This window comes from Bacillus sp. bc15 (assembly GCF_900142585.1).
Lineage (GTDB): Bacteria > Bacillota > Bacilli > Bacillales > Bacillaceae_G > Bacillus_A > Bacillus_A cereus.
This window is the reverse complement of record NZ_FRBJ01000004.1, coordinates 23,207-49,643: the sequence shown is the minus strand read 5'-3', so window position 1 is coordinate 49,643 and position 26,437 is coordinate 23,207. Positions and strand designations below refer to the sequence as shown.

The window sequence follows — 26,437 nt, the reverse complement described above, 5'->3', positions numbered from 1 at the left end:
TTTAAAAAACGATCCATTTGGATCGTTTTTTTATATACAAAAAAAGTTCATGCACTAGGTACATGAACTTTTTTTGTGTCATCACATATAATTTAATCGCATTAAGAAAAACTCGAGCACAAGTTTCTTATCCATCTTTCCCGTCTTCATACTATAATCAGCTTCTGCTAATTCTATAATCACTTTTTTTAATTCTTCAAAAGAGAAAAATTTCGTTTGATTCATCGCCAATTTTACACGATACGGATGTACACCAATATGAGATGCAATTTGATTTTGCCCATAACCACGTTGCTGTAACTCTTTCACTTGATACAACAAACGGAATTGACTCACTAATAACGCAAGCAATTTAATCGGCTCTTCCTGCTGCGTAAATAATCCATCCAAAATTTGCATTGCACCTGCAATATCTTTTTTCACCACTTTTTCTGTCAAAGCAAATACATTTTGCTCAACTGATTTTGGCACAAGCTCTGCAACAAGTTTCGTCGTAATCTCTCCGCCCATACCAACGTATAACGTTAACTTGTCCATTTCCTTCGCCAACATCGTTACATTACTTCCCACAAGCTCTAGCAACAAACTAACAGCCGCGTTATCAATGTGCACATGCACTTCATCTGCACGAGCAATAATCCACTTCTGAACATCCTGCACTTGCATCGCATTCGCTTCTACTACATCTGCTGTTTTCTTTAATAGTTTTGTAATTTTTTTTCGCTCATCAAGTTTTTCGTAAGGCGCAACAAAAACAAGAATAGAAAATGGAGAAGGTTCACCAATGTATTCTTCTAAAATTTTTATATTTTGCTCTAACTTTTCTTTTTGCGAAGTCAGAAATAGCGGTGATTTTATTAACAGTACTTTCCGTTCTCCAAAGAAAGGAAGCGTACGCGCATCCTCAACCACATCTTCTAAATATGCTTCTTCCAAATCGTATGTCACAACATTAAACTCTCTATCTTCTTCTTCAAGTGCTTCTGTCGTAATAAGCTTTATCGTTTCATTTATAAAAAAAGCTTCCGTTCCATATAGTAAATATAACGAAGCAAACTGTTTCTTTTTAATTTTTTTATGTATATCACTCATACTTTTTCCTACTCCCTAACTTGGCAATATATATTTATACTAATGCCCTAGCTTTTGTTTTACAAGTACAAAGGAACAGGCTTTATAACCCGTCCCTTTATTTATATTAAACGCCACGCAATAAGCCCCGGGTTTCTTATTGGTGTGCGGTAATCACCTTCCCTTTATTATTCACAATAAAAATTCGAGTATAAGTGCCAACTGTTAACATGCTTGGAAACAAAAAACTCACGTTACTTCATGATCTAAAAGTAGCAAAAAAGCTCATTTTCTCTTCATATGGAAATTGTAGATTTTTTTCTGACAATATTTTATACTAAAGTGGAATGTTGGGGAGGGATTCTAAATGAATGATTTTGAACAAAACGTTCAAAGTAAACGCAATGACGCTATTGATTCAGGGGTAGGATTTATCGTCTCATTTGGTTTTTTCGCAACACTTTTCATCATTGCAACTGTTATTAAATTTATCGGTTCTTAAAGGCTGCCACTTCATGGCAGTCTTCTCTTTTTCACCTATTATATGTCTTATCGTATGTGATTTTACTTTGAAAGGTTCCATTTTCCCCTTTAAAAACATAGGAAATAGCACCTTGCTTGTCCGTGCGCCATATCACACTCCCCATCTTCTCCAAACGCTCTATCACTTCTTTATGTGGGTGTCCATATCTATTCTGCTTACCAACAGATATAATCGCTACACGGGGCTGTATAACGTTCAAAAAAGACTCTATAGATGACGTGTTACTTCCATGATGAGCAACTTTTAAAACATCTACTCGCAAATCTGGATACGCAGATACTAAAAACTGCTCTCCTTCTTCTTCTAAATCGCCTGTAAATAGCCACGTCAATCCTCCAAATTTTGCCCATATTACAATTGAAGCATTATTTTCACTTTTTTCTTTTCCTTTTGGAGCTAAAACGAAAAATTCAGCTTCATTTACACTCCAACTTTCCCCTTCCCCCACTTCAGTTATTTTCATTTCCTTTTCTAATGCCTGTTTCTTTACTACTTTTTCTAATACTGCATCTTTTCCCTTCCGGCCAAACACAACTTCTTTTACAGGTATATATGATAATAATTCTTGCGCAGCACCTATATGATCTGCATCTCCATGCGTTACGATTAATTTATTAATTGTTTTAATACCTTCTTTTTGTAAATAGGGTATTAAAACATCATTTCCAACAGAAAATTCATGCTTTTTTTGTTGCCACTCTTCCTTATTGACACGAAGCGTTCCACCTGTATCAATAAGATAAACCCCTTTATCATACGGAAGGCGAATTAATATTGCATCACCTTATCCAACATCAATAAATGTTACACTTCCACTTCCTCTAAAATATGGATATACATAATGACACGTGCTAATAAAAAGAAATATACTCACAACTATACAAACCATTTTTTTCGGCGCTCTCCTTTCCCAAACCATCAATATACTGACAATACTCGCGCAATATACAGCTACAAGATTGAAGGACGTTTTCCCGAAAATAAGCTGGTTAAATGGTAAACTTTCACAATAACTTAGAAAAACATTAGACATACTCAAGCCTATTGATAACACATCCGCAAATCCTTTTGCGAGAAACGGGACAATTGGCATACACAGTAAAATAATAATGCTACATGGTAATACAATGATAGATAAAAACGGAACGTATAAAAGATTGAGGAAAATGCTATATGGAGAAAAATAACCAAAGTGATATAACAAAATCGGAGTACTAACGAGCTGTGAAATGATAGAAATATAAATAGAATTTCGGATTACTCCGTTGCTACTCACTAACAATAACGGAGCAGACAAAAGTAAAGCGAAGCTACCTACAAAAGAAAACTGAAATCCAATATTAAAAACAAGATAAGGGTCATATATAAGCATACATATAGCTGTTACACTTAAAGCATCTAAACTAGATAAACGAATCGAGCACATAAAAGCAATCAACGTCAAAACTCCTGTTATAGAAGCCCTTATAACAGAGGGTGACGCCCCTGCTAAAACCATATACAAAGGAATACAAATGATAAGGCAAATTGTTGCTACCTCCCTCGTCGCACCACTTCTTAGCAAAATAAAATATACTATCACCATTAACAATACAATGTGCGAACCTGAAATTGCTAACAAATGTACAAGACCAAACTGTTGATATTGCTCTTCCACTTCAAACGTCATTTGTTGTCTATCACCAAATAGTAACGCATTCATAAAAGCACCTGATTGCTCTGGAAACATCTCTGTAACTTTCGAGATTACTTGTTGCCTCAAAAGGAGAATCCGTTGCATGAGCGACAGTGATGTTTTATAGCATTCAGAAATATATGTAGCCTCAAATGTGAAATGAATATGTTGCTTGTATAAATAATCACGGTAATTAAAACCATGAAAATTCCGAGCTGTTTGCGGTTCTTTCCTCTCACCCTCGAATACACATGATATCCCTGCGTATAATTGCTGCATTTTTTCCTTTTCCAAGGCTGATTTTATTCTATAACTTAACTGCACTATATTTTTATTGTGATCTTCAAACTGAAAAGATAGGCGATCCCCATTAACAAGCGGTGTATTTTGTATAACCCCTCTTGTAACTCCATAGGGCTCTCCTAGAGACTTATTCCACCCTTGAACATAGGAAGTGTATATAACGCCACTAAAGCACGCTACAATGCAAAAAAAGAAGGTTTTACGCGAAGTGCGATATAAACAGAAGAAAACATTTAAAAAGAGGCAAAAAACTATCAATAAAAGTGACGAGGAAAAGGCAATTGCAATCCCTATTATAAACGAGATTGCAACATAACCCCATTGTTCCTGCAACTTATACTCACTCCTTATAGCATCATTTTTGCTTTCGTGAATACATGCTGTAATTCTTCCATTGATAAATTATCTTTTTCTAAAGACGCAAATAATTCTTTTAACTCCGTATAACGTTTTTGCTCCTCTAATGCAGCGATATCATATTCTAGCGGAACGTGCTTCACTGTTACATTCGCTTGTTCAAATAACTCTATGGCGTATGGATGATTTTTATAATCCTGCGCATAATAAACCGCTGTAATACCACTTTGAATAATTGCCTTACAACATTGTAAACAAGGGAAATGCGTAACGTAAATTTCTGCTTCCTCTGTTTTCGCACCAAACTTGGCACATTGTAATAAAGCATTCATTTCGGCATGAATTGTCCGAACACAATGATTATCGATTACGTAACAACCATCATCTATACAATGTACGCCACCTTTAATCGAACCATTATATCCACCAGCAATAATTCGTTTATCGCGAACGATTGTCGCTCCTACCGCAAGCCTTGTACATGTACTACGTAACGATAGTAGATGGCTTTGCGTCATAAAATATTGATCCCATGAAATTCGTTCCATATTTTTCACCTACTTTTTTGTCTACTTGTAGTGTAGCGAAAGAAGAAAAACTTCGTCAATCTTTTACGGAATAATAATTTGATCTTTTATCTTTTCAAGAGACTTCGCACCAATCCCATCAATCTCTAATAAATCTTCTATTTTCTGAAACGGACCATGTTCTTCTCGATATTTCAAAATACTTTCTGCCTTTCGAGAGCCAATCCCTGTAATTTTTTCCAATTGCTCTTTCGCTGCTGTATTTATTCGAATCTTGCCATCTTCCTTAGAAGAAGTAAACATCCCTTGTTCTGACTCATTTTTACTCGGTATATAAAGAAGCATTTGATCTTGTACAATTTGTGCTAAATTCACTTTTTTCATATCTACTTCTGATAAAAAACCACCAGCCTTTTGAACCGCATCCTTTACGCGATCCCCTTCCTTCATTTCATATACCCCTTCTTTATTAACCGCTCCTTTCACATCAATTATAATTGTTCTTTTCTGTTCCTTTGTATCCGATATTTTCGGTTTACCCTTTTTTTCTATCTCCTTCTCTTGCACATTCATTGTAATAGGCGTTCGTTCTACACTCTGATTCGTTTTCCAAAAAACAAGAAAAAGTAAAGTTCCAATAATAGCTACTAAACCTAACCACTTTTTCGGAAAATCCCACATCATTTTACACCTCTAATCATAAATTTATAACATCATTCATATTGTTTAGGAGAAAGCTGTTACGAAGGAGGGATGAAACTTTGAACATAGGAATTATAGGGACAGGAAACATGGGGAATATACTAATCGATGCATTTTTAGAAACCCGTGCTGTCAAACCTTCGTGCCTTACAATCATTAATCGGACGCCTGCTAAAGCATATCATATAAAAGAAAAATACCCTTCTGTTCATATAGCAAAAACAATCCCGGAAGTAATCGAACAATCACAACTTATTTTTATTTGCGTTAAGCCGATAGATATATACCCTATCCTAAAAAAATACGCTGAACATTTTTCTGATGAAACGTGCTTAGTTTCTATTACAAGTCCAATATCTCCATCACAATTAGAGACTCTCGTACCGTGCCACGTCGCACGTATCATTCCAAGTATCACAAATCGCGCCCTCTCTGGCGCCTCACTATTTACATTTGGAGATAATTGCTCTGAAGAATGGCAACAAAAACTACTTCGTCTATTCAAAAATATTTCTACACCTCTTGTAATAGAAGAAGATATAACACGTGTTTCATCTGATATAGCAAGTTGCGGTCCTGCTTTCTTTAGTTATTTACTACAATGCTTCATTAACGCTGCTGTAGATAAAACAAATATTACACACGAAGAGGCTACTACTTTAGTAAGTGAAATGGTCGTGGGGATGGGGAAATTACTTGAAAAAGAAATCTTCACATTACCTACCTTACAAGAAAAGGTTTGCGTGAAAGGCGGCGTTACCGGGGAAGGCATTCGGGTTTTAGAAGAACACGTTGGAGATATGTTCCATAAGTTAATCGAGCGAACACATGAAAAATTTGATGAAGATTTAGAATGCGTTGATCAGCAATTCAATAAACACACATAATAAATACGTCATTTTCATTCCAAATCCTTTTTATAAATACTTACTTTTTTACAATACATTTTCACTTCAACTACTATTCCCACACTTTACGCATACGATCTTCAGATTATGCTAGAACTAAAAATACATCTTCTTTATAAAACAAAAGCAACCTTCTCGGTTGCTTTTGTTTTATTTGTTTTATCCGTTTTTCTTTGCCATGAAGAAAATACGCTCTGTTTGTTCTGTAACTTCAAGTCGCTCAAAATCACCTGTTACACGAAGAACTGTAAAACCTGCTTCTTCAAGCCATTTCGTTAACTCTTCCACTTGATATGCACGTTGCACGTGACATTCGTCAAACCGATGGTACACATCTTCTTCCGGATCTTGAACAAAGAATGTCAAATCATGCTCTACACTATTTGATTCTTCACCAGGGAAGCAATTCCAAATAAGAGATATTTCTTCTGCATTCACTGTATACGTTTCATTTTGAAATACATGATGTATTTTATATAAAGAATGTACATCAAATAAAAACAAACCATCTTGACGCAAATGGTGAAACACTCTTCTAAATGTTTCTTGTACTCCATCTTCTTGCAATACATAATTTAATGAATCACAAAAGATAGTGACACAGTCAAACTCACCTGGAACATCAAGCTCTCGCATGTCTTGTTGGTAAAAAGGAATAAAGTATCCCTCTCCTCCTAGTTTTTGCTGAGCGACTGTTAACATTTCTTCTGAAAGATCGACACCTATTAAATCGTAACCCTTTTGCACAAGCGGAAGGGTTACATTACCCGTACCGCATGCTACATCAAGAATTTTTGCATCTTTCATATCTGCCTGCTGCAGGCTTTCCTCTGTGAATTCTACCCATTTATCATAAGGGACATCATTCATCAGTTCGTCGTACAACAATGCAAATTGTTCGTATTTCATTGGCCTAGCTCTTCTGTTATATCTTCACGTGGCACATCGCCCCATAGACGCTCTAAATTATAGTGATTACGCTCATCTTTATGGAATACATGGGCAACTACATCTCCAAGATCAACTAATACCCAACGTGCTTCGTCAAAACCTTCCATACGTTGTACGTCGATTTGGAACTCATGTGCTTTTGATTTAATTTCACGTGCAATTGCTTGCACTTGTTTATCTGAATTACCGTGACAAATAATGAAATAATCTGCAATTGGTGAAATACCTTGCATATTTAGGACAACCATATCTTCTGCTCTTTTATCATCAGCTGCTTTTGCCGCTAACACTAATAAATCTTTATCGTTCATTTACTCATTTCCTCCTTGATAACTGCATTGTATGTTTGGAATGTTAATGGATAAATCGTCTGATTTTTTTCCATTAAAAATTGAATTGTTCTCTTTAACGCAAATAATAAAGCTTGATTTATATCCGTATATGCGAGTTTACGAGCCTCTTCCACACCCGGAAACTTTCGCCCTGGCTCAATGTAATCAGCTACATAAATCACTTTATCTAACATCGTCATGTTCTCATGACCACTTGTATGATATGTAATAGCTTGCAATATTTCAGAATCCGTAATGCCTACCTCTTTTTCTACTAAGTATGCCCCAACAGGCGCATGCCACAACTCTTTATTATAGCAAAGTAAATCTTTCGGCAAATCTTCACGTTTAATAATCTCTTCCATCTCTGAAATCGCTCTACATTTCGCATAATCATGGAATATAGCTGCCATCTCTGCTTTTTTCTCGTCTACACCGTATAACTTAGCAAGCTCAATCGCTGTCTCCATTACACCAATTGTGTGTATATAACGTTTTTCATGCATTTGTTGTTTGACAATATGCAGTGCATTCTCACGATTCATACAACCCATTCCTCTCGATATATACCTGTACTTTTTCAGGAAGTAAATATTTACACGTTTTCTTCTCCTTATATCTCTCACGTAATAAGGATGAAGAAACTGCAAATTCCGGAATTTCCACTGTAGTAATCTTATATGTTGTATGCAATGTATACCCAGGTCTTGCAACTCCAACAAATGTTACAAGATTAAGTAAAGCTTCAATGTTATACCACTTCGGTAAATACTCAACCATATCCCCACCGATAATAAAGTGAAACTGCACATCCGGATACTTCTTCGTCAATTGTAACATAGTGTCATACGTATAAGATGGGCCCTTCCTGCTTAGCTCTTCTAAACAAATAGAAAAGTGTTCTTCTGCCTCAGTCGCAAGCTCTAACATATGTAAACGACTTTCTATACTTGTAATATTACGTCCTTGTTTATGTGGCGGAATCTGGTTTGGCAAGAACCATACTTCTTCCAATTCCAAAGCGTGATATACTTCATTTGCAATTAGCAAATGTCCATAGTGAGGCGGATCAAATGTACCGCCAATGATGCCAATTTTCCTCAAAAGAAACGCCCCTTCCTCTTACATACAGCAACTCTCCTTGGTTAGGAACGAAGAGAGTTGCTATTAATAAAAGTTCAATTGGTTTCGCTCTCTACATCATTACGCATCAGCGATAAAAAATAGCGCATGCTAATCTTTTTATCGAGGAAGCTTAATTTGTTTATTTTCTCTTGATTCTTTGTATAAAACGATTGTGCTTCCAATTACTTGAACGATTTCAGCACGTGCACCTTTTGCAAGTTCTTCCGCAACCTCACGGCGATCAAATTCACAGTTTTGTAATACGCTCACTTTAAATAGTTCACGAACTTCTAACGCTTCTCCAATTTGTTTTACCATATTTTCATTTACTCCGCCTTTTCCTACTTGAAAAATTGGTGTTAAATGATGTGCTTGTGCACGTAAAAATCTTTTTTGTTTTCCTGTTAACATATATGTTAGCCTCCAAGCTTTTCTATAACTAATTGTTTCATTCGATCAATATTTGGTACACGTCCTGTCCACATTTCAAATGCAAGTGCTCCTTGATAAACAAACATATCAATACCATTTTGAATGATTGCGCCTTGCTCTTTTGCCTCACATAAAATTTTCGTTTCAAATGGATTATAAATTATATCTGATACAATCGTTCCTTTTTTTAACAAACACATTTGTAATGGCGTATGTTCGACGTGTGGATGCATACCTATCGTTGTCGTCTGAATGATAATATCATAATTTCCTTGTTCTTCTGTCGCTTTTTCTAACGACAAAGCAACAGAATGAACATCGGCCGTACGTGCAGCAATAAGTTCTTTCGCCTTATCAACTGTACGATTGGCTACATCAATCTCTTTTACACCTACATCAGCAAGAGAAAAATAAATAGCTCGGCTAGCACCACCTGCACCAAGTAACAAAATACGTTTCCCTTGAAGTGGTTCATTACTAATTGACTGCAGCGCTCGAACAAAACCAATTCCATCTGTGTTGTAGCCAATTAACCTTCCATTCTTATGAACCACTGTATTTACTGCACCGATTTTCCTTGCCAATGGATCAATCTCATCCAAATACTCCATGATAGCAACCTTGTGCGGAGTTGTTACATTAAATCCTGAAATACCTAATGCTTTTAAACCTCTTACTGCTTCCCCTAGCGCTTCCTCTTCAACAAGGAATGCATGATAATGGGCATCCATATTCAAGTGTTCAAATGCATCGTTATGCATAACGGGTGATAATGAATGTCCAATTGGATTTCCGATTACACCATATAATTGTTTCATAAATCCCTCTCCATATTAAATTAAAGATTTACGTAGTGAAACACTTACTCCTTTTGGTACGTGTGCAACAATTTTCGCGCCTGATTCGTTCACAGTAACCCATCCTAATCCAGAGAATACAACATCCGTCTTTGGTTCACGAATATTAAATTCGTATTTCACTAACTCAGGCATATTTGCTAATTCTTCTGGCGTTGGCGGGCTTAGTAAATCTCCAGCATGATTTTTATATAATTCATCTGCTTTCTCAAGCTTTGTACGATGGATTGTTAAACGATTCGAGAAGTGACAAGTAAACGCACGACGACCACCACTTACATAATCAAAACGTGCCAATCCACTAAAGAATAACGTTTGTTCTTCATTTAATTGGAATACCATCGGCTTAATTTCTTTTGTTGGTGTAATAAGCTTTAAGCTTTGCTTCCCAACATAATGAGCCATTTGGTGGTGGTTAATAATACCTGGCGTATCATATAAAGAAGATTCTTCGTCTAATGGAATATCAATTAAATCCAGTGTTGTTCCTGGGAAATGAGATGTTGTAATTACATTTTCAGTCTCATCACTAAATTCTTTAATCATACGATTAATAAATGTCGATTTCCCTACATTCGTACATCCAACAACATAAACATCTTTGCCGCCGCGATAATACTCAATAGCATCTGCTAGTTCAGCAATTCCTTGTCCCTTCGCTGCACTAATTAAAAAGACATCTTCTGGTTTTAATCCTAGCTGCTTTGCACTATAGCGCATCCAATGCTTTACTTTATCATGTTTTACTGACTTTGGAATTAAATCAGCTTTATTTCCAACAAGTAATACTTTATTATTCCCTACGAAACGATGTAAGCCAGGTAACCAGCTACCATTAAAATCAAAAATATCTACAATTTTGACTACTAATGCATCTGATTTTCCAATTCCATTTAAAATGCGTAGGAAGTCATCATCTGTTAACGATACATCTTGAATTTCATTGTAATGCTTCAAGCGAAAACAACGTTGACAAATGACTTGCTCTTTCTCTAAAGATGAGGTAGGAGCATACCCCACTTCGTTTTTATTTTCTGTTTGAATTTCTACACCGCAACCAATACATTTAATTGTTTCAGTCAAACTTTATTCCTCCCAGTTAATTAAACCTTTTTTCTTCATATTTTTCATGATTCTTCGTTCAATTTTCCGATTAAAGCGCGTCACTAATCCGTCCGTTTGTGCTACCGGTACAACTAAAATTGTATGAAGCCCTACTCGGTTTCCACCAAGCACATCAGTCAGTAACTGATCTCCAATTACTACAACTTCCTCTGCCTGCAGATGCATCTCTTGTATCGCACGCTTAAACGCTCGAACAAATGGTTTACGTGCACTATGAATAAATGGAATACCTAATGGGTCAGCAAAATCTTTTACACGTTGCTCATTATTATTTGAAACAACCGTTACTTGGATGCCTTGCTCTTTCATTTTTAAGAACCATTCTTCAAGTTGCGGGGTTGCATTTGGACGATCCCATTCAATTAAAGTGTTATCTAAATCAGTAATAACACCTTTAATCCCACGTTTTTTTAAATCTTCTGGTTGAACATGATATACATTTTTCACGTATTCATTTGGTAAAAATAGTTTCAATTTCTTTCACCTCTTTGAGGATTTTTCATAAAATTTTTCGACAACATTTTTCGATATATAACCTGTGGATAAAATTGTACACATTTTCCACATTAATTTTTCAGTTAATTTGGAATTTACTAACAAACTATACACACTTTATCCACCTAGGTATGTGGATAACCACTCGTTTGTGACTGTCATATTTTTTTGGTACATTAAATGCATCAACGAATCAATCCTTATATTATTAGGAGGTGACTCACCTTGAAAACAAAACATATGGAACAGTTATCCACTGAGTTACTCACTGAGTCTTATTATAAAGCAAAAGAACTAAAATTAAATCCCGACTTCATTTTACTTATAAAACAAGAAATCATTAGACGCTCATTAGAGGACAAGCTTGTCAAATCTTCTTGATTATATATAAAGTGAAAGTTTAATCAGCCCGTACCAATCAAACAGTTACAGGATACATTATTGAATGCCCTGTAAAAAGAGCCATCCTACGATGGCTCTCGAATAAACAAGTACTCCCATCTAGGGGATTTCATCATTAAGTATCTTTGCCCATAACTCTTACTTACGGTTATAAAAGCGTTTCTTTATTTATGAGCTAATCGAGTAGCTATTTTTTCACCAAGACGCAGCTCTTGCCCACTCTTTAATTCCTGCACTACTTCTATCATATCTTTTTCAAACAATAACACAACTGTTGAACCAAATGTAAAGTATGCCATTTCTTCACCTTTTTGAACAGTGTCTCTCTCATGCAAAAGCTCAATACTATTAACAAACATGGCCCCTACTTTTACAAGAGCCATATGTTCGCCATCACTGCTTACTTCTGTAACAGAACGATAATTTTTTGACAACGGTTCTTTCCCATATTCCATACCAGCTGCATTTACCGGATACGATTTTCTACCGAGTGCAAATCTTTCAGTCACAGAACCAGAAAGCGGACTATGAATGCGATGATAGTGACTTGGACTCAAATAAATTACCATATATGTACCGCCTGCATATCGCGTTGCACGTTCCTCATTACCTAGCATATCCACAATTGAATAGCGCTTTCCTTTAATATCAAATGTTTTTGTATCCTCAATAGGACCATAATCTGCAAAAACACCATCAACAGGACTAACAATACTCGATGCATCTGTATCAATACTACGCTTTCCTTCTTTTAGCTTACGCGTAAATAATTCATGCAACGTTCTATATTCCTTCAAACCCTTTTCCATCTCATCTTGATTAATTTGAAAAACTTTCGCATACGATGGAATAATGATAGAGCTCAAACGAGATTGTGCAAATTTACGTAATATATAAGAAGTAAAGCGACCATTTGTAAGTTCTATCATAAGTCGATATAATGTACGTCGCAAATTGCGAAACCCCCTAATCAGTCTATAACTTTAGTTTTCCCTTATTTTCTTTCTATATCATACGTAAAATTGGTTCTTATTCCCACATATCATATAAAGCAGCCTTATTATACATACAGAAAACTAAGTATGGTATTATTCTTAAATTATTTAGCACCTTCTAATATTACAGATAGAATCCGTCATTTTCAACAGTGAACATGTATTTCTTCTTAGCATAACGCGTTTTCTTTTCTTATTTACAATAAGAAAAGCAGCCTATTTTAAAATATGGCTGCTTCTAATACACTTTACTCTTTCGCTTTTTTCTCTTTCTCTGCCCTTACAAACTCGTGGAACATTTTCATTAAAGCACGCTTTTCGATCCGTGATACGTAACTTCTAGAAATGCCAAGCGCCTTAGCGATTTCCCGCTGTGTTTTCTCCTTATCTAGCCCAAGTCCAAAACGTTTCACAATCACTTCTTTTTCTCTTTCGTCTAAAATATCGATATACTCTTTAATTTTTTCTAACTCCATACTAAGCTGAATCATATCAATTACATCTTCAGACTCTGATTTTAATATATCAATAAGCGATATTTCATTGCCCTCTTTATCTTGCCCGATCGGATCATGAAGTGAAACATCTTTTTTCGTTTTCTTTAGTACACGTAAATGCATCAAAATTTCATTTTCAATACAGCGTGCTGCATACGTCGCAAGCTTCGTTCCCTTTCCTGCAGAATAGCTCTCGATCGCTTTAATGAGCCCGATCGTACCAATTGAAATTAAATCTTCTGCATCTTCTCCTGTGTTCTCAAATTTTTTAACGATATGAGCTACAAGCCGTAAATTATGTTCAATTAAAAGATTTCTCGCTTGAGCATCACCTTGCTCCATTAACTCTAAGTACTTTCTCTCATCATCTGATGATAACGGCTGCGGAAACGCATTATTTTTCACATAAGAAACAAAGACAAACACTTCTCGAACCATATATCCAATTGCGGCGAATAGACTCAAACCTTTCACCTCCGCCAAAATAGTGGTCTTTATTATGTGTATGTGGGCTTGAGGTTGTTTGTGTCTGTACAGTTTATTTATAAAACTCAACACTTCCAACATTTAAAATATTTTATTGTTATATTATAATTATATAAAATTGTTATTTATATATGAATATGCTATTAAAGGGGAAACTATTCATGCTTACATTAGATCGATTATTAAATGTAACAATTTATTTAGGGGTATTTTTACTTTTCATTTCGTTCATTACTTTTGTTATTAAGAGAGGGCCTGATTTATTATTTTTTCAATTTGGAATTTCTTTGTTTTTTGGAGCTCAAATTATAATTGGAATGAAATTTTTTCATAATTATGGTTTCTCCTTTCACTCAAAACTAGAACTACTTATCTTTATTTTCTATGTAATTGGATTTATTACATGTATACTACTGTTCTTTAACTTTCAAAATCCGTATCGAATTTTTTTATTAATTTGTAGTTTTTTATTTTTAACTGGATCCAATTATTACTTTAAAGAAACATTAAATTTTAGTAAAAAAACTCCAAAGCAACATAAAACTTTTTTAAGTACACAAGAAGACTCTTTTCCAAAAGAAGTCCGTAAATTTTCAGAGGATTACAATAACATAATAAGGAATGATTTTTATGAAATACCGATGATTCCTACTGAATTACAGATTACAAGCAAAAAACATTCTTCCCATAGTACATCTTTCTTAGTTGAACTTTATAATAGCGAGAATGAAATTACTGATGACTCTGTACAATTAACTCCATCAGACCGTTTTTATATACTGTTAAATACACAAAAAACAAAAATATCAAAAATAGTATATGAAGGGCAAAATTTTTTCACATTAACAGTCACACTAAAGGCTCTTAATTTACAGCAAGAACCAGAAATTCATAATATGTTTTTAGAAATAGATAAACGTAGAGCGATGAATCTTCTTAATTTTGAAATTAAAGCCCATACTAAAGAATGGAAAGTAACATTTAAAAGTGATAATTCTTCTTCCAATCTTCCTATCACATTTAATTTTGAAAAACGAACAGACAAATTATAAAAATAAAAAGAGTTATTTTCTTTGAAAAATAACTCTTTTTATTTTACTTACTCCAAATCTTTCTCCCAGTTTGGGCATCAATATAACGAATTTCCCGACTACAATCAAAAGGTTCTTTATGTTTTTCATCTGTCGTTTGTTTGTACAGTAGTTTGTATTTCGTTTCCTCTGCATGATGATCCACAAACCATTCTAATTTAACTCGGATAGCCTCTCTGTATATTTCTAACGCTTTTTCTTTTGTTACTTTTGGTGTTGTTTCATATGTAAGTAATTCTTTTATAAAGTTGCCAGACTCTCCAGAGTAGTGCATCACAGCACCATTTTCTGCATTGATGTTGATCATAATATATTTCCGCTCTACATGAATGTCATTTACATAGATTGAAAAGGAAAACCTCTCTATCCCCTCTTCCTCCTCATAATTATCCCAAAGTTGAACATACTTTGTCGCATCTGGGATAATATGCTCTAAAAATTGAAGTGCCTTGCTTAAACATTGCTCTCTTGATAAGATTGTTTTCCTTTTTTTCTCATTCTTCCACATAAAAAAAGAAAGCAATTGATTTGTTTCTTTATCTAGAGTAATTATAACGAATTCATCATGTTTCAACATTGGAAAATGTTTTTTATAAAACTCATCCATTGAATATGAATCCTTCTCTTCTATTTCTTTTTGTAATTCTTCTTTTAATACAAATTTTATCCGGACTTCATCCTCATCTACTTTTTCATCTATTTTGACAAACTTCCCCTTGTCCCAATCAAATAAATCAAACACATCTTTTTTTTGACTACTCTTTAGCAGTTTATCAACAAGTACTGTAGAAGGTAATTTATAGTGTTCTGGCCCATATAAATCTTTACCTGTACTTGCATCAATAAACGCATGACTAGGTTCTGGTTCATATACAAGATGGTACCCTTTTACTTCTTCCCCGTTTTCATACTCACATGAAGAGTATGTTAAATCTACAAATACAAGTCTCATATCTTGTCTAGCTTTCAAATTTTCTAAAACGATATTCTCCCCAACAATTTCACTTGGCCATAACGGTTTTTTCTCTATGGCTTTTTGTCCATTGTAATGAAAATGCACAACATTACCTGAAGGGTGCACTCGCACAACACACCCAGTATTCGGCAATGGATAGCTATTCACTTCTTGCATATAATTTACTTCTTTCCAACCGCGCCTGTCGTCCTTAACCGTTACATATGTATAGAATTCATATCCTTCTTTTGTATATTTTTTTAAGAATGTATTTGCAACCTCTCTTGCTTTATTCTCCTCTATCGCTCCCTTATCACTCGAAAAAGAATTTCCATCATCTATCCTAAATTCAATTAAATTACCAGTATGTCTATTTAATGTAATTTGTATCTGTTTCTCCTCATCATCTTTATGTCCCCACCATAATAGATGATACGGGTCATCAACCCCTTCTTGATCATCTACAACAAGCCTATATTCATCTGGAATTTCAATAATATGAGCTACGTGCTCTTTTCTTTCTTTATCTTTTTGATTCACCATATCCTCTCCTTCGTTACAATTTAAGGTAATTATAACAAAGAAAACCAAAACTTATTAACAAAAAAAGACTAGAGATATCTCTAGTCTTCTACTTCGTCTCACGATGTAACGTTACTCGCTTTAATCGTGGACAATATTTTTTTAGTTCGATGCGTTCTGGATTGTTTCGTTTATTTTTTTTAGAAATATAATTACGATCACCGCACTCCGTACAAGCTAATGTAATATTTACACGCATAGGTAATTCTCCTTTCTTTCAAAGATCGCAAACTAAAACGTAATGATTACGATTTACATATTATAAAACTTCATTCTATTTGTCAATTGCAAAAACAAGAAGATTCTATTTAGAATCCCCTTGTTTTTATAGTTAAATAAATTTTATTAAAACGATTCGTATGTAACAAACTCACTAATTGGCTTTCGATATCCTCTTGGACGAACTTTAGTCGTATCACTTTTCCCTATCGTAATCATTAAAACAGGTATTACATGCTCTGGCATATTTAATTCACTTTGTACTGCTTTTTCATCGAAACCAATCATTGGACATGTATCATATCCATAATATTTAGCTGCGTACATAAAAGTCATCGCACTTAACGAAGCATTTCTAATCGCTTCATCCTCCATGAAACGCTCTCCTTTTCCTTCATATAACCCTTTCGTTTGCCTAATGGTATCTTCATATTCGCATTCATCAATCATTTTTAAAACTTTCATACCGAAGTAAATATTTTCAACATTTTGGTATGCTCTTTTATCACCACAAACGAGCACTACCGCTGATGCACTCGATACTTTATATTGACCAAACGCTAATTCTTTTAATCTTTCTTTTCGCTCTTGATCACGAATTACAACATAATGTGTGTGCTGCAAATTATAGCAAGATGGAGAAAGCTTAGTTAACTCAAATATTTTTTTAAAATCCTCATCAGGGATTTCTATACCTTGTATAAATTTCATTGCAGAACGTCTAGCAATTGCTAATTCTTCAAAGTTCACCGTATATCCTCCTTAATAACTATAAATTTAAATATACATTAATTTATACAAATGGATAAATCAAATAAAAACACTTTAAATCCGAATAATAATTATGATTAACAGCAAAAAAGACAAAAAGCTGAAACAATTAGTTCATACGAAATTCACACGAATCTATTACTATAGAAATTGTACATAGTGAACTTATTAACAATCACGTTTATTTATATAGAATCTTACTCGAAAGGAGTTGAAAGTATGAAAACTAAATATCGCTTTATGATCTCATCATTTGCTGCTTGTGCTTATATGATTTGGTATTTAGTATAATAACAACCTCACTTGTAAATAGGAAAAGGTGTGTATATAAATGGAATATAATCAATCAACAGTTAACTACTGGAAAGCTTTTGTATTACCATATACATTTGCTTTAGAAGAGTTAAAAACTAAATTTGAAATTATGAACCGGGAAGCTCAATTTTTAGAGGATTACAACCCGTTTGAACATATAAAAACAAGACTAAAACAACCTGAAAGTATTATTAAAAAGCTTGAACGTAAAAATTTATTACCGACAGTTGAAAATGCCCAAACGCATTTACAAGATATTATTGGTATTCGTATTACATGTTGCTTCGTAGAAGATATTTATCATTTAAAAGAAGTCATTCAAAAGCGTGAAGATATGGAAATCATAGAGGTAAAAGATTATATCGCTAACCCAAAACGAAACGGTTATAAAAGTTTACACATGATTATTAAATATCCTTTATCACTGAATTCTGGTACAAAAGATGTATTTGCAGAAATTCAGTTACGTACACTGGCAATGGACTTTTGGGCAAGTTTAGAACACAAACTTTATTATAAATATGAAGGGAAAATACCGGAGTATTTAAAAGATGAACTACATGATGCAGCAATGAAAGCTGAAGATCTTGATAATAAAATGGCCACAATTCGTCAAGATATTGATGATATTGAGGCATGCTCAAATCAAATTATGCTACCACTATAAAAAAAGGTTCTCGCCAATGAGAACCTTTTTTTATACCATTTTTTTTGGAGGTGTTACTCCCACACTTATTAAAGTTTCACGTTATTTTTTCTCTATCGTGCGAACCTCTTCAATCTTCCATTTCTCATCTTCTTTTCCAAGAGCGTACTGTACTTTCTTTTGAAGAGTGACACTATCGTCTACTTCCTTTTCTTTCGTTTCAACAATAACATACCCTACTTTACTAGCTTTCATATCTATATGTTCCAATTCAATCTTCTTATTTCCCTTTTGAAATGCGGCTTCTTTTTGTGTTTTTAAGTCTTCAGCACTAGGCATCTTCTTTGAAAATAACTCCATATGTTCTGCAAGATTTTTTTCATTCGTCGTTCGCACAAATGTAGTAATAACATCTTGAATAGATCTCTCTTCTTCTTTTGTTATTTGTACCTTTTCCTCAGATTTTTTAGTAGTAGATTTTTGTTCTACGTTATTCTCTTCTTGTTGACATCCAACTAGTAATACTACAAACACTATAAAAAATCTTAATTTTCTAAATAATTCCCCCATATTCCCAACTCCTAAAAAGAAAAGTGAGGCATTTCGCCTCACTTTCGCTCTTAATTAACGTCTTCCTTTATTCGGATCGCCGCCGCCAACAATATCAAAGACACGTTTCGCTATATTTGTATTCTCCTGAACGCCTGAGAATAAGTATTTACCTGGACCAAATGCATACACGTTCACATCTTCCCCTGTATGTCCACCAGTTGTCCAGCCTGTAACCGAGCGCTTATTGAAAATATCTTCAATTGCATTATCAATCTTTGTTACATCTTTTGACGGAGCAATATCATTTACAGCTTGAATTTCTTCTGGAGTTAATTGTAAATCAATATACTTTTTCAATGTTTCTTCTACATTTGCACCTTTTGCAATCTCATTTGCCATAAAGTCTGGTGTGCGTTTTGCAGCTTTAATTGGATCTACTTTAAAGTTATACTCGCCATTGGCACCTAAAGATAATCCACCTGTAGCGTGGTCTGCCGTTGCAACAACTAACGTATTTTTATCTTTTTTCGCAAACTCAATCGCTGCTTTGAAAGCTTTTTCGAAGTCTTCCATTTCACTCATTGCACCAACGATATCATTATCATGTCCAGCCCAGTCGATTTGACTTCCTTCCACCATTAAGAAGAAACCATTTTTATTTTTGTTCAAACGCTCAATTGCTGCATTAGTCATTTCTTCTAATGAAGGTGTTTTATCATTACGGTCAATCATTTTATCTAATCCACCTGGTGCAAATAAACCAAGAATTTGATCATTTTTATCATTTAACAATTGATCTCGATCCGTTACATAGCTATAACCAGATTTCTTAAACTCTTCTGTAAGATTACGATCTTTTCTAACAAAGTTCTTTACGCCGCCGCCAAGCATAACATCTACTTTATGCTTCCCTTTAATTTTCTCATCAAAATAATCATTTGCAATTGCGTCCATATTTTTACGGCTAATGTCATGCGCACCGAAAGCAGCTGGTGTTGCATGTGTAATTTCAGAAGTTGCAACAAGTCCCGTTGATTTCCCTTTTTCTTTCGCTTGCTCAAGAACCGTTTTCACTTCCGCTTTATCATTATCAACTGCAATTGCAGCATTATATGTTTTAATCCCTGCTGACATAGCTGTTGCTGCTGATGCAGAGTCTGTAATATTTTCATGCTCATCTTCTGGGTATGTTTTTTGTGTTCCTACAAGATGCTTATCAAATTCTGTAGATTCCATTTCAAAGGTTTTTGGATTATCTTTCATATAACGGTGAGCCGTCATATATGAAGGGCCCATACCATCCCCAATTAATACGATAACATTTTTAATCTTTGCATTGCTTCCGTTCTCATCTGCATTAACCTCACTAGAACGAGTAAAATTCCATGTTGCTACCGAAGTAACTGCTAATGATGCCACAACTGCAAATGGCCATGCTTTTTTCACAAACTTTTTCACTGTCTTGTCCCCCTAATTAGGTTATTCATTTCCCACTATCAAATTTAATGGAAGACTATTAAGAGAAAATTAGCTGTATGTAAATTTTTTGTTAACTTATGTAAATATCAGTTATAATTTGTATAACTTTGTCTCTTCGTATCAGCCATCCTGCCCTTTACAATTTAAATATAAACAGGTTGGATTTCATTTAACGTAAATCTCTTTTTTTTACATTTTGACTCTATTTTTATGAAATTAAATAGAAATGCGGTGAGCCTTTATGAAAATAGTAAAGCTAAATGAGTCTTTTATTTTTGAATTACTTAATCTTTGCAAATCTGTTGGATGGTTACACGATGAAATTTTTATGAAAAAGCAATTCGAAATGTATCTTTCTATCGGCACACTTGTAGGTTATATTCATGAAAACAAACTCATTGCGACTGGAGGAGTATTTCCTTTTACAAGTAACTTCACTTCCATTGGTATGTTAATCGTTCACCCTAATTTTCAAGGACGAGGAATAGGGCGCATGTTGCTAAATCATTGCTTGGAACAAATTCATCCAAAACAACCAATTGCACTTATTGCGACAAAAGCTGGCGAACCTCTATACACATCATGTGGATTTCAAACAGCAACAACAATTCATCGTTTTGAAAAGCAAACTACTAAGACGTATCCTTCTCACTTACAACAAGTACGAGAAGAAGACCTTATATCTCTTACTTCTCTCGATCAAATTGCAACTGGTGTGAATCGTTCTCTACTTTACTCTTTGCTATTACCAAGGGCCATACACGCTTTTAAAATTGAAAGAAATAACCGTATAGAAGCTTTTTCATTATGCATACAAAAGGGCAATATATTATGTATCCATCCACTTATCGCCAAGCAAGAAGAAGATGCTATTCAATTATTAAAAAAGATATGTGAATGTTGGAATGGTATAGTACGAATTGATGTCCCACACTCACAATTTATATTTCGTAAATTTCTTCAAACAGAAAATTTCCAAGAAACGCTCCTTTCACCTCTTATGATAAAAAATGGTAGCCAACTTCCTGGAAATCGTAATATGCTATTTGCTATGATAGATACAGCGTTATGTTAGAAAGGAGACACCTAATTGAAGCGATTTAGCTATTTTATGGTAGGTTGTCTTACTCTTACACTATTAGTAGGATGTAGTGCAGCAGAAAAGCCAGTAGAACAAGTAAAGCAAGTGAAAAATACAATTACAGCTAAACTAGCTACCGAGGAAAAAATGGTAGAAATAGATGGTCAAACCATTTACTTTAAAAAGATTGGTAATGAAAAACCACCTTTACTTATGATTCATGGCTTTGGAGGGTCATCAGATGGTTTTCAAAAGATTTACTCCGATTTAGCAAAAGATCATACAATTATTTCTGTAGATGCTTTAGGATTCGGGCGCTCATCTAAGCCAATGGATTTTTATTATTCTTTTCCAACTCATGCAAATTTGTATTATAAATTAATGAAAAAACTAGGGTATGATTCATTCGCAATACTGGGGCATTCCATGGGGGGAGAAATTTCTCTAAATTTAACATATTTATATCCTGAAGCAGTTACTCACCTTATTTTAACTGATGCTACAGGTGGTCCTCATACATTCGTTACTAAACAAGGCTCACCAAAACCACAATTGCCGACTGATTTAAATGCCGTTTCTTCTATTACTGATTATGATGAGAGCAAAGTGAAATTCAAACGTAACGATGAAGAGCATTATAACAAAATGAAACTATGGCCTAGACGTCTTAAAATTAATGCGAATGAAATGAAACAGCCGACTTTAATTATATGGGGCAGAAATGATAGTAGCGTTTCTTGGAAAGAAGGAGAAACGTATCATCAATTCTTAAAAAATAGCACTTTACATATTATTGAAAAAGGTTATCATGCACCATTTCGCCAAGAACCACAAGAATTTGTCGGGTATGTACAAGACTTCTTTAAGAACAATCCGATCAAAGTTGAAAAATAACATAAACGGGTATCTCATTTTGAGATACCCGTTTTCATATATTAAGCAGCTTGCTTTTGGCGTTTTTGAGTTTTTGATCCTAATACTTTTGGGATAACAAAGCCATCCATTCCAAATTTCCCAGCGTTCATACCGGCAACAAGAACAAACATAGATAAGATAACCATCTCAGGGTTCACACCAATTGACCCACTAAACATATAGGAAAAGTTCATTACAAGACCAAAAAAGACCGCTGTTTTTGTTAAACAGCCTACAATTAAACCAATTCCGACTAAAATTTCTCCCCATGTTACAAGCGTATTAAACAAATCTACATTTGGAATTGCAAATTCTTGTAGGAATGATGCCCACCAAGATTGAACAGCCGGTTGTGCACCTTTAGATTTTTCAATTGCGCCTTGCAAATAACCTGTTGCATCGAATCCTTTTCCTTGTAGTTTACCGATTCCAGCCATTAACCATGTGTAACCAAGATATACTCGAATTACTGCTAATACAAAAGAAACTGCTTTGTTTTCTCTTAAAAATTGAATAACCATATCTTCCTCCTAAAGTTGTAATTAAGTTAGTTACAGTTAATATAATAACATTAGTTACTCATTTTTCAAACGTTAATTATGAATAATTCATGACATGTGTATGAAACATTAAAAACTAACGTTTATATAGTAACTTTTATTACCTGTAAAAACTTGAACATATCATACCACAGGTGATAATCATTTTCATTGAAAAAAATGCAAAAAAATTGTGAGTTAAATGTGAAACACGTTTATTCGAATATAGAATAAACGTGTTTCACACTAATTATAGAATCGAAATGTATGTGTCTCCTCATCAATTAAACTCGCTTCTTGAAACGCTTCTTCTAACGTTTTCCCATGGTTAATAACCCCATAAAATAAGCGTATAGTAAACATAAGTGCTGCATTTCCATCTACATAATCAATCGATCCAATATATGATTTTGCACCACTATGTAAAAAAGATTTTGCAAGTTTTTGCTCCCCTAATGTGCACCCGCTATTTACAATATGTGTATTATGCAATTTTGCATATTTATAAATTTCTGCTTTACCAAAATACCCTCTCGGTTCATCTTGTTCATATACTTCTTCGCCTAACTCTTCCATGACAAACTTCCCTTCTTCACCATGAAAGCAAAAAATAATATAATTAATATCGTTAAATAAGTTCTTTCCAGAAAGAACTTCCACAAAATCTTTCGGTCTACCAATCCAATATGTCACAACTCTTGCACCAAAATACTCAAGAGATGCTCGTATTGATTGCGCCTCTAAATCCGAATTAAAACCAACTACTAATGCAATATTCAACAAACAACCTCCATCCTATAATCAGCCCTTATCAATCAGACTTTTATGGGATAAATCCATTTCATATATACCTGTTTCTTTCAAAAAATCTGATCTAGTTAAAACGACTTTCTGTAAATATTGCCTATATGCTGTAATTGTTCCATCGTGAGATACAATGCAAATTCTTTCCGCACCCAGTTCATAACACCAAAGAAGAAATTCATCTACTATTTGCTGAAAACTATTCTCTGAAATAGTGTTTATACCTTCCTTCCATAACTGATTATTTGAGCTTTTCTCTATCGAAAAATGCGGAAATAACTTTGTTATCATTCCCTGATCTACTATATAATCGCACGGTAATGTTTTCGCTCCTTCTCGATAAGGAAAAATACGCGGAGATACATATGGATGGACTATTTTTTGACAAGCTACTTTCGCACTCCATATTGTCGCCGTTTGTAAAGTTCTAAGTGTAGGACTAACAATTAATATATCCGCTTCTTGTAATGATACATCACGTTGAAGTAACTTAGCTTGAGCCTTTCCTACTCTCGTCAATGGTGGGTCAAACACTTGTAAACTTTCTGGTAAATCCGTTGTATGTTCACCTTCACCATGCCGAACAAAAACGATTTTCATATTCAGTCTCCTCTTACTATAAAATCCTCACACATATTTCTTCCCTATTGCATTCTTTATTCCTGCTGTATAAAAACCGATATGTAAAAAAGGTTTGACACGAAGGTTTGTAAAATATTACAATATTACATGTAAAATACTTTTTACACCGAAAGGAGAATTACATATATGAAATGGATAATTGTCTTTATTGGAATGATTGTATGGGGATATATAAACGGCTTCTTTAGTAGTGATAAAACTGCTAATCCTTGGATTACAGATGATGAACGTGAAACAAAAATTAAACAAAAAGCAATTACGGCAAGCTGGTCCGGTGTTTTTATGTTTTGTACCATTAGCCTCTTAAATAAATGGTTAGGTTTAAGCACAAATGATAAATCACCGTACTTACTAGACCCTATCGCAGCTATTTTAAAGGCAAATGTAGAGTTACAAGTTTTACTCATGCTATTTGTTATGTATGGAATATTTTACTTACATTATCGAAGAAAATTAAGTGCCTAACTTCTAACTCATGATTATCCTCCTAAATGGTTATAGTAATCATGACAAAATGAAAGGAGAGATATAAACATGAGTAACTCGAATGAATTTTTAGATACACTACATGAAAAACAAGCAAAAGATGAACGAAATAGAAAGCGCCAAGGGAACGGAAACCCAGCGAAAAAAAAGCCAAATAAAACACATAAATAACAGTAAAAAACTGCCTAAAACAATCTTTTAGGCAGTTTTTTATTCTTCTTTCACCGAGATAACATTTTCCCAATTCCATTTCTCATAATACCACTCTGGTATATCTACATTTTCAATCCACTTTTTTTCATGTTTTCCATCACTATGAGCTATCCATATATTAGCTTTCTTACGATCTGAATGTATCCATATTAATTGATTGCTCTTCTTCATGAAAATTGGATGATAATCGCCTTGCTTATTAGATGACTTTGTAATTTGATATTGTTTATCGCTTGTGCTATTTATCTCATATAAAGATGGAAATGGCCTTTTTTCTGGCAGAGTTTCAAACCCTCCCTCTTTTGCTCGTGAAACGATAATTACATTATCGTTCTTCCATGTAAAATCCCAATCCACATATCCTTTCGGCGTAAATGTTTGCTGCTGGAGTGCTGGCAGTTCTTTTATTTTTAAATGTTTATTCTCTAATGCAACTCTCCCGCTTCCTTCAATATAAGCCAATATGTTTTTTGATGGCGCCCATTTGAACCATTCTGTATTTAATAGCATTTGATCTACTATTTCAAACCGACTACCATCTGCTCGAACTAAGCAAAGCGTATTACTATCAGCTGACCATGAAGCTGTCGGTACCGCTAAAAATGAAATCCACTTTTGATCTGGTGACCACTTAAAGCCACTTGCTACTAGCGCTAGAAAATCATCATGTTCATTTGGCAATGCATACAAATGCTTCATTTTGTGAGGATTCATATGTGCATCTTTTTGCACTTCATATAGCTGAGCCCCTGTCCATCCTGTTGGAAGTAAGTGCGCTTCAGAGGATACAAGAAAGTTCTTTCCATCAGGATACCATGCATAATCACCCACACCAGCCGATACATTTTCAAAATCTGCATTCTTTTTTTCTACATCAAATGTATTCAATGTACCTGTAAATATAAATGCAATTATATTTTCTGTTGGTGACCATTGATAATTCGATGCTTCTGAGTGAAACGGCGTAACTTTCTTTCCATCTTTCAGCCGATATAACTCAAGAATATTTTGTTTCTCCCCTTTTACATATGCCAGCCATTCTCCATCATGTGACCACTTTGGCCCTGTTATGTTCTCTCCTTTTGTAAGTTGTTTTTCTTTCCCATCAACTTTAATCCAAAGGTTATGATGACGAATAAAAGCAACTTTCACACTATTATTTTCTGCGCTAGTAATAGCGATAGAACATAAAAACATAAACAACACTACACTACCACTTACTATTAGCCTTTTCATACCATCACTCCATTTCCCTCATAGCATTCCTCACTTTCTTCCTACAATATGTGAAAAATATCGATTCGACATAATCAGAAAAAATTTCCCAAGAAATTTTCAATTCATAGAGGATTGGTATGAATTA

At 34.3% G+C, this 26,437-nt stretch carries 31 protein-coding genes and 1 pseudogene; 9 read left to right on the top strand and 23 right to left on the bottom strand.

All coding sequences use genetic code 11. The features are described from left to right. Window positions 1-81: 81 nt before the first annotated feature. Complete coding sequence (gene holA, locus BUA87_RS15820) at window positions 82-1,092, bottom strand: DNA polymerase III subunit delta (protein WP_072940221.1); 1,011 nt, start codon at window positions 1,090-1,092, stop codon at window positions 82-84. Between the two features lie 346 nt (window positions 1,093-1,438). Here holA and BUA87_RS15815 point away from each other — a divergent pair, with 346 nt between their 5' ends. Further along, a complete protein-coding gene (locus BUA87_RS15815) occupies window positions 1,439-1,573 on the top strand; it encodes a YqzM family protein (protein WP_000997609.1) in 135 nt (44 codons plus the stop codon). Between the two features lie 31 nt (window positions 1,574-1,604). Here the strand turns inward: BUA87_RS15815 and BUA87_RS15810 are convergent. The 3 genes and pseudogenes from BUA87_RS15810 to BUA87_RS15800 form a co-directional block, all read right to left on the bottom strand. Further along, window positions 1,605-3,926 (bottom strand): annotated as a pseudogene (locus BUA87_RS15810) (DNA internalization-related competence protein ComEC/Rec2). 14 nt (window positions 3,927-3,940) lie between these two features. Next, window positions 3,941-4,498: a ComE operon protein 2 gene (locus tag BUA87_RS15805; protein ID WP_000439773.1), complete on the bottom strand. Its 558-nt coding sequence runs from the start codon at window positions 4,496-4,498 to the stop codon at window positions 3,941-3,943. Between the two features lie 63 nt (window positions 4,499-4,561). After that, a complete protein-coding gene (locus tag BUA87_RS15800; RefSeq protein WP_000989936.1) occupies window positions 4,562-5,161 on the bottom strand; it encodes a helix-hairpin-helix domain-containing protein in 600 nt (199 codons plus the stop codon). 77 nt (window positions 5,162-5,238) lie between these two features. Here BUA87_RS15800 and comER point away from each other — a divergent pair, with 77 nt between their 5' ends. Beyond that, on the top strand, window positions 5,239-6,066 hold the full coding sequence (gene comER, locus BUA87_RS15795; RefSeq protein WP_001020554.1) for a late competence protein ComER: 828 nt from the start codon (window positions 5,239-5,241) through the stop codon (window positions 6,064-6,066). Window positions 6,067-6,246: 180 nt separating this feature from the next. On the opposite strand, the gene BUA87_RS15790 is transcribed toward comER, so the two are convergent. The 8 genes from BUA87_RS15790 to BUA87_RS15755 all read right to left on the bottom strand — a co-directional run bounded on the left by BUA87_RS15790 (window position 6,247) and on the right by BUA87_RS15755 (window position 11,383). Next, the gene (locus BUA87_RS15790; protein WP_072940218.1) at window positions 6,247-6,996 is read right to left on the bottom strand and encodes a class I SAM-dependent methyltransferase; all 750 of its coding nucleotides are present in this window, start codon (window positions 6,994-6,996) and stop codon (window positions 6,247-6,249) included. Then, window positions 6,993-7,349, bottom strand: coding sequence for a ribosome silencing factor (gene rsfS, locus BUA87_RS15785; protein WP_000998173.1), 357 nt, complete (start codon window positions 7,347-7,349; stop codon window positions 6,993-6,995). The genes BUA87_RS15790 and rsfS overlap by 4 nt, the downstream gene beginning before the upstream one ends. After that, on the bottom strand, window positions 7,346-7,915 hold the full coding sequence (yqeK, locus tag BUA87_RS15780) for a bis(5'-nucleosyl)-tetraphosphatase (symmetrical) YqeK (protein ID WP_001078478.1): 570 nt from the start codon (window positions 7,913-7,915) through the stop codon (window positions 7,346-7,348). The genes rsfS and yqeK overlap by 4 nt, the downstream gene beginning before the upstream one ends. Continuing rightward, entirely contained in the window at window positions 7,905-8,474 is a 570-nt protein-coding gene (gene nadD, locus BUA87_RS15775; protein WP_001226038.1) for a nicotinate-nucleotide adenylyltransferase, read from the bottom strand. The genes yqeK and nadD overlap by 11 nt, the downstream gene beginning before the upstream one ends. A gap of 138 nt (window positions 8,475-8,612) precedes the next feature. Then, window positions 8,613-8,906, bottom strand: coding sequence for a ribosome assembly RNA-binding protein YhbY (gene yhbY / locus BUA87_RS15770; RefSeq protein WP_000955227.1), 294 nt, complete (start codon window positions 8,904-8,906; stop codon window positions 8,613-8,615). Between the two features lie 5 nt (window positions 8,907-8,911). Then, window positions 8,912-9,745 (bottom strand): shikimate dehydrogenase, encoded by an 834-nt coding sequence (aroE, locus tag BUA87_RS15765; protein WP_000812070.1) that lies wholly within the window; start codon window positions 9,743-9,745, stop codon window positions 8,912-8,914. 15 nt (window positions 9,746-9,760) lie between these two features. Continuing rightward, on the bottom strand, window positions 9,761-10,867 hold the full coding sequence (gene yqeH / locus BUA87_RS15760; RefSeq protein ID WP_072940215.1) for a ribosome biogenesis GTPase YqeH: 1,107 nt from the start codon (window positions 10,865-10,867) through the stop codon (window positions 9,761-9,763). A 3-nt stretch (window positions 10,868-10,870) separates the two neighbouring features. Continuing rightward, on the bottom strand, window positions 10,871-11,383 hold the full coding sequence (locus tag BUA87_RS15755) for a YqeG family HAD IIIA-type phosphatase (protein ID WP_000765307.1): 513 nt from the start codon (window positions 11,381-11,383) through the stop codon (window positions 10,871-10,873). Between the two features lie 246 nt (window positions 11,384-11,629). Here BUA87_RS15755 and BUA87_RS15750 point away from each other — a divergent pair, with 246 nt between their 5' ends. Beyond that, the gene (locus tag BUA87_RS15750; RefSeq protein ID WP_000850094.1) at window positions 11,630-11,785 is read left to right on the top strand and encodes a sporulation histidine kinase inhibitor Sda; all 156 of its coding nucleotides are present in this window, start codon (window positions 11,630-11,632) and stop codon (window positions 11,783-11,785) included. Window positions 11,786-11,970: 185 nt separating this feature from the next. Here the strand turns inward: BUA87_RS15750 and BUA87_RS15745 are convergent, their stop codons facing one another. Both BUA87_RS15745 and sigK read right to left on the bottom strand, forming a co-directional pair. Continuing rightward, window positions 11,971-12,759 carry a phosphatidylserine decarboxylase gene (locus BUA87_RS15745; protein WP_001255005.1) on the bottom strand — a complete coding sequence of 263 codons (789 nt, stop codon included), beginning with the start codon at window positions 12,757-12,759 and terminating at the stop codon, window positions 11,971-11,973. Window positions 12,760-13,049: 290 nt separating this feature from the next. Continuing rightward, window positions 13,050-13,763 (bottom strand): RNA polymerase sporulation sigma factor SigK, encoded by a 714-nt coding sequence (sigK, locus tag BUA87_RS15740; protein WP_000051382.1) that lies wholly within the window; start codon window positions 13,761-13,763, stop codon window positions 13,050-13,052. Between the two features lie 152 nt (window positions 13,764-13,915). On the opposite strand from sigK, the gene BUA87_RS15735 reads away from it, so the two are divergent. Beyond that, a complete protein-coding gene (locus BUA87_RS15735) occupies window positions 13,916-14,836 on the top strand; it encodes a hypothetical protein (protein WP_003271732.1) in 921 nt (306 codons plus the stop codon). 43 nt (window positions 14,837-14,879) lie between these two features. Here the strand turns inward: BUA87_RS15735 and BUA87_RS15730 are convergent, their stop codons facing one another. From BUA87_RS15730 to BUA87_RS15720, 3 genes are all read right to left on the bottom strand, one after another. Next, the gene (locus BUA87_RS15730; RefSeq protein WP_000248009.1) at window positions 14,880-16,373 is read right to left on the bottom strand and encodes a YcdB/YcdC domain-containing protein; all 1,494 of its coding nucleotides are present in this window, start codon (window positions 16,371-16,373) and stop codon (window positions 14,880-14,882) included. 88 nt (window positions 16,374-16,461) lie between these two features. After that, on the bottom strand, window positions 16,462-16,611 hold the full coding sequence (rpmG, locus tag BUA87_RS15725; protein WP_001265617.1) for a 50S ribosomal protein L33: 150 nt from the start codon (window positions 16,609-16,611) through the stop codon (window positions 16,462-16,464). Between the two features lie 146 nt (window positions 16,612-16,757). Next, entirely contained in the window at window positions 16,758-17,381 is a 624-nt protein-coding gene (locus BUA87_RS15720; RefSeq protein WP_001008498.1) for a nitroreductase family protein, read from the bottom strand. A gap of 352 nt (window positions 17,382-17,733) precedes the next feature. Between BUA87_RS15720 and BUA87_RS15715 the strand changes: the two genes are divergently transcribed. After that, window positions 17,734-18,384: a GTP pyrophosphokinase gene (locus BUA87_RS15715; RefSeq protein ID WP_000456218.1), complete on the top strand. Its 651-nt coding sequence runs from the start codon at window positions 17,734-17,736 to the stop codon at window positions 18,382-18,384. 81 nt (window positions 18,385-18,465) lie between these two features. On the opposite strand, the gene BUA87_RS15710 is transcribed toward BUA87_RS15715, so the two are convergent. Together BUA87_RS15710 and BUA87_RS15705 are read right to left on the bottom strand one after the other, a co-directional pair. Beyond that, the gene (locus BUA87_RS15710) at window positions 18,466-18,933 is read right to left on the bottom strand and encodes a hypothetical protein (RefSeq protein ID WP_061659952.1); all 468 of its coding nucleotides are present in this window, start codon (window positions 18,931-18,933) and stop codon (window positions 18,466-18,468) included. 54 nt (window positions 18,934-18,987) lie between these two features. Then, window positions 18,988-20,373 carry an alkaline phosphatase gene (locus tag BUA87_RS15705; protein ID WP_000714908.1) on the bottom strand — a complete coding sequence of 462 codons (1,386 nt, stop codon included), beginning with the start codon at window positions 20,371-20,373 and terminating at the stop codon, window positions 18,988-18,990. Window positions 20,374-20,635: 262 nt separating this feature from the next. On the opposite strand from BUA87_RS15705, the gene BUA87_RS15700 reads away from it, so the two are divergent. Further along, the gene (locus BUA87_RS15700; RefSeq protein WP_000706702.1) at window positions 20,636-21,469 is read left to right on the top strand and encodes a GNAT family N-acetyltransferase; all 834 of its coding nucleotides are present in this window, start codon (window positions 20,636-20,638) and stop codon (window positions 21,467-21,469) included. A gap of 15 nt (window positions 21,470-21,484) precedes the next feature. Next, entirely contained in the window at window positions 21,485-22,369 is an 885-nt protein-coding gene (locus tag BUA87_RS15695; protein ID WP_000819813.1) for an alpha/beta fold hydrolase, read from the top strand. Window positions 22,370-22,410: 41 nt separating this feature from the next. Here the strand turns inward: BUA87_RS15695 and BUA87_RS15690 are convergent, their stop codons facing one another. The 3 genes from BUA87_RS15690 to BUA87_RS15680 form a co-directional block, all read right to left on the bottom strand. Beyond that, a complete protein-coding gene (locus tag BUA87_RS15690; RefSeq protein ID WP_000236608.1) occupies window positions 22,411-22,911 on the bottom strand; it encodes a DoxX family protein in 501 nt (166 codons plus the stop codon). A 264-nt stretch (window positions 22,912-23,175) separates the two neighbouring features. Continuing rightward, entirely contained in the window at window positions 23,176-23,712 is a 537-nt protein-coding gene (locus BUA87_RS15685) for a hypothetical protein (protein WP_025118463.1), read from the bottom strand. Between the two features lie 18 nt (window positions 23,713-23,730). Then, window positions 23,731-24,333, bottom strand: coding sequence for a histidine phosphatase family protein (locus BUA87_RS15680; protein WP_071713633.1), 603 nt, complete (start codon window positions 24,331-24,333; stop codon window positions 23,731-23,733). A gap of 168 nt (window positions 24,334-24,501) precedes the next feature. On the opposite strand from BUA87_RS15680, the gene BUA87_RS15675 reads away from it, so the two are divergent. Both BUA87_RS15675 and BUA87_RS15670 read left to right on the top strand, forming a co-directional pair. After that, window positions 24,502-24,840: a hypothetical protein gene (locus BUA87_RS15675; protein WP_016512309.1), complete on the top strand. Its 339-nt coding sequence runs from the start codon at window positions 24,502-24,504 to the stop codon at window positions 24,838-24,840. A 69-nt stretch (window positions 24,841-24,909) separates the two neighbouring features. Beyond that, window positions 24,910-25,032, top strand: a complete 123-nt coding sequence (locus BUA87_RS15670) for a DUF4023 domain-containing protein (RefSeq protein WP_016512308.1) — start codon at window positions 24,910-24,912, stop codon at window positions 25,030-25,032. Between the two features lie 39 nt (window positions 25,033-25,071). Here the strand turns inward: BUA87_RS15670 and BUA87_RS15665 are convergent, their stop codons facing one another. Then, complete coding sequence (locus BUA87_RS15665; RefSeq protein WP_071713635.1) at window positions 25,072-26,310, bottom strand: TolB family protein; 1,239 nt, start codon at window positions 26,308-26,310, stop codon at window positions 25,072-25,074. Window positions 26,311-26,437: the final 127 nt, after the last annotated feature.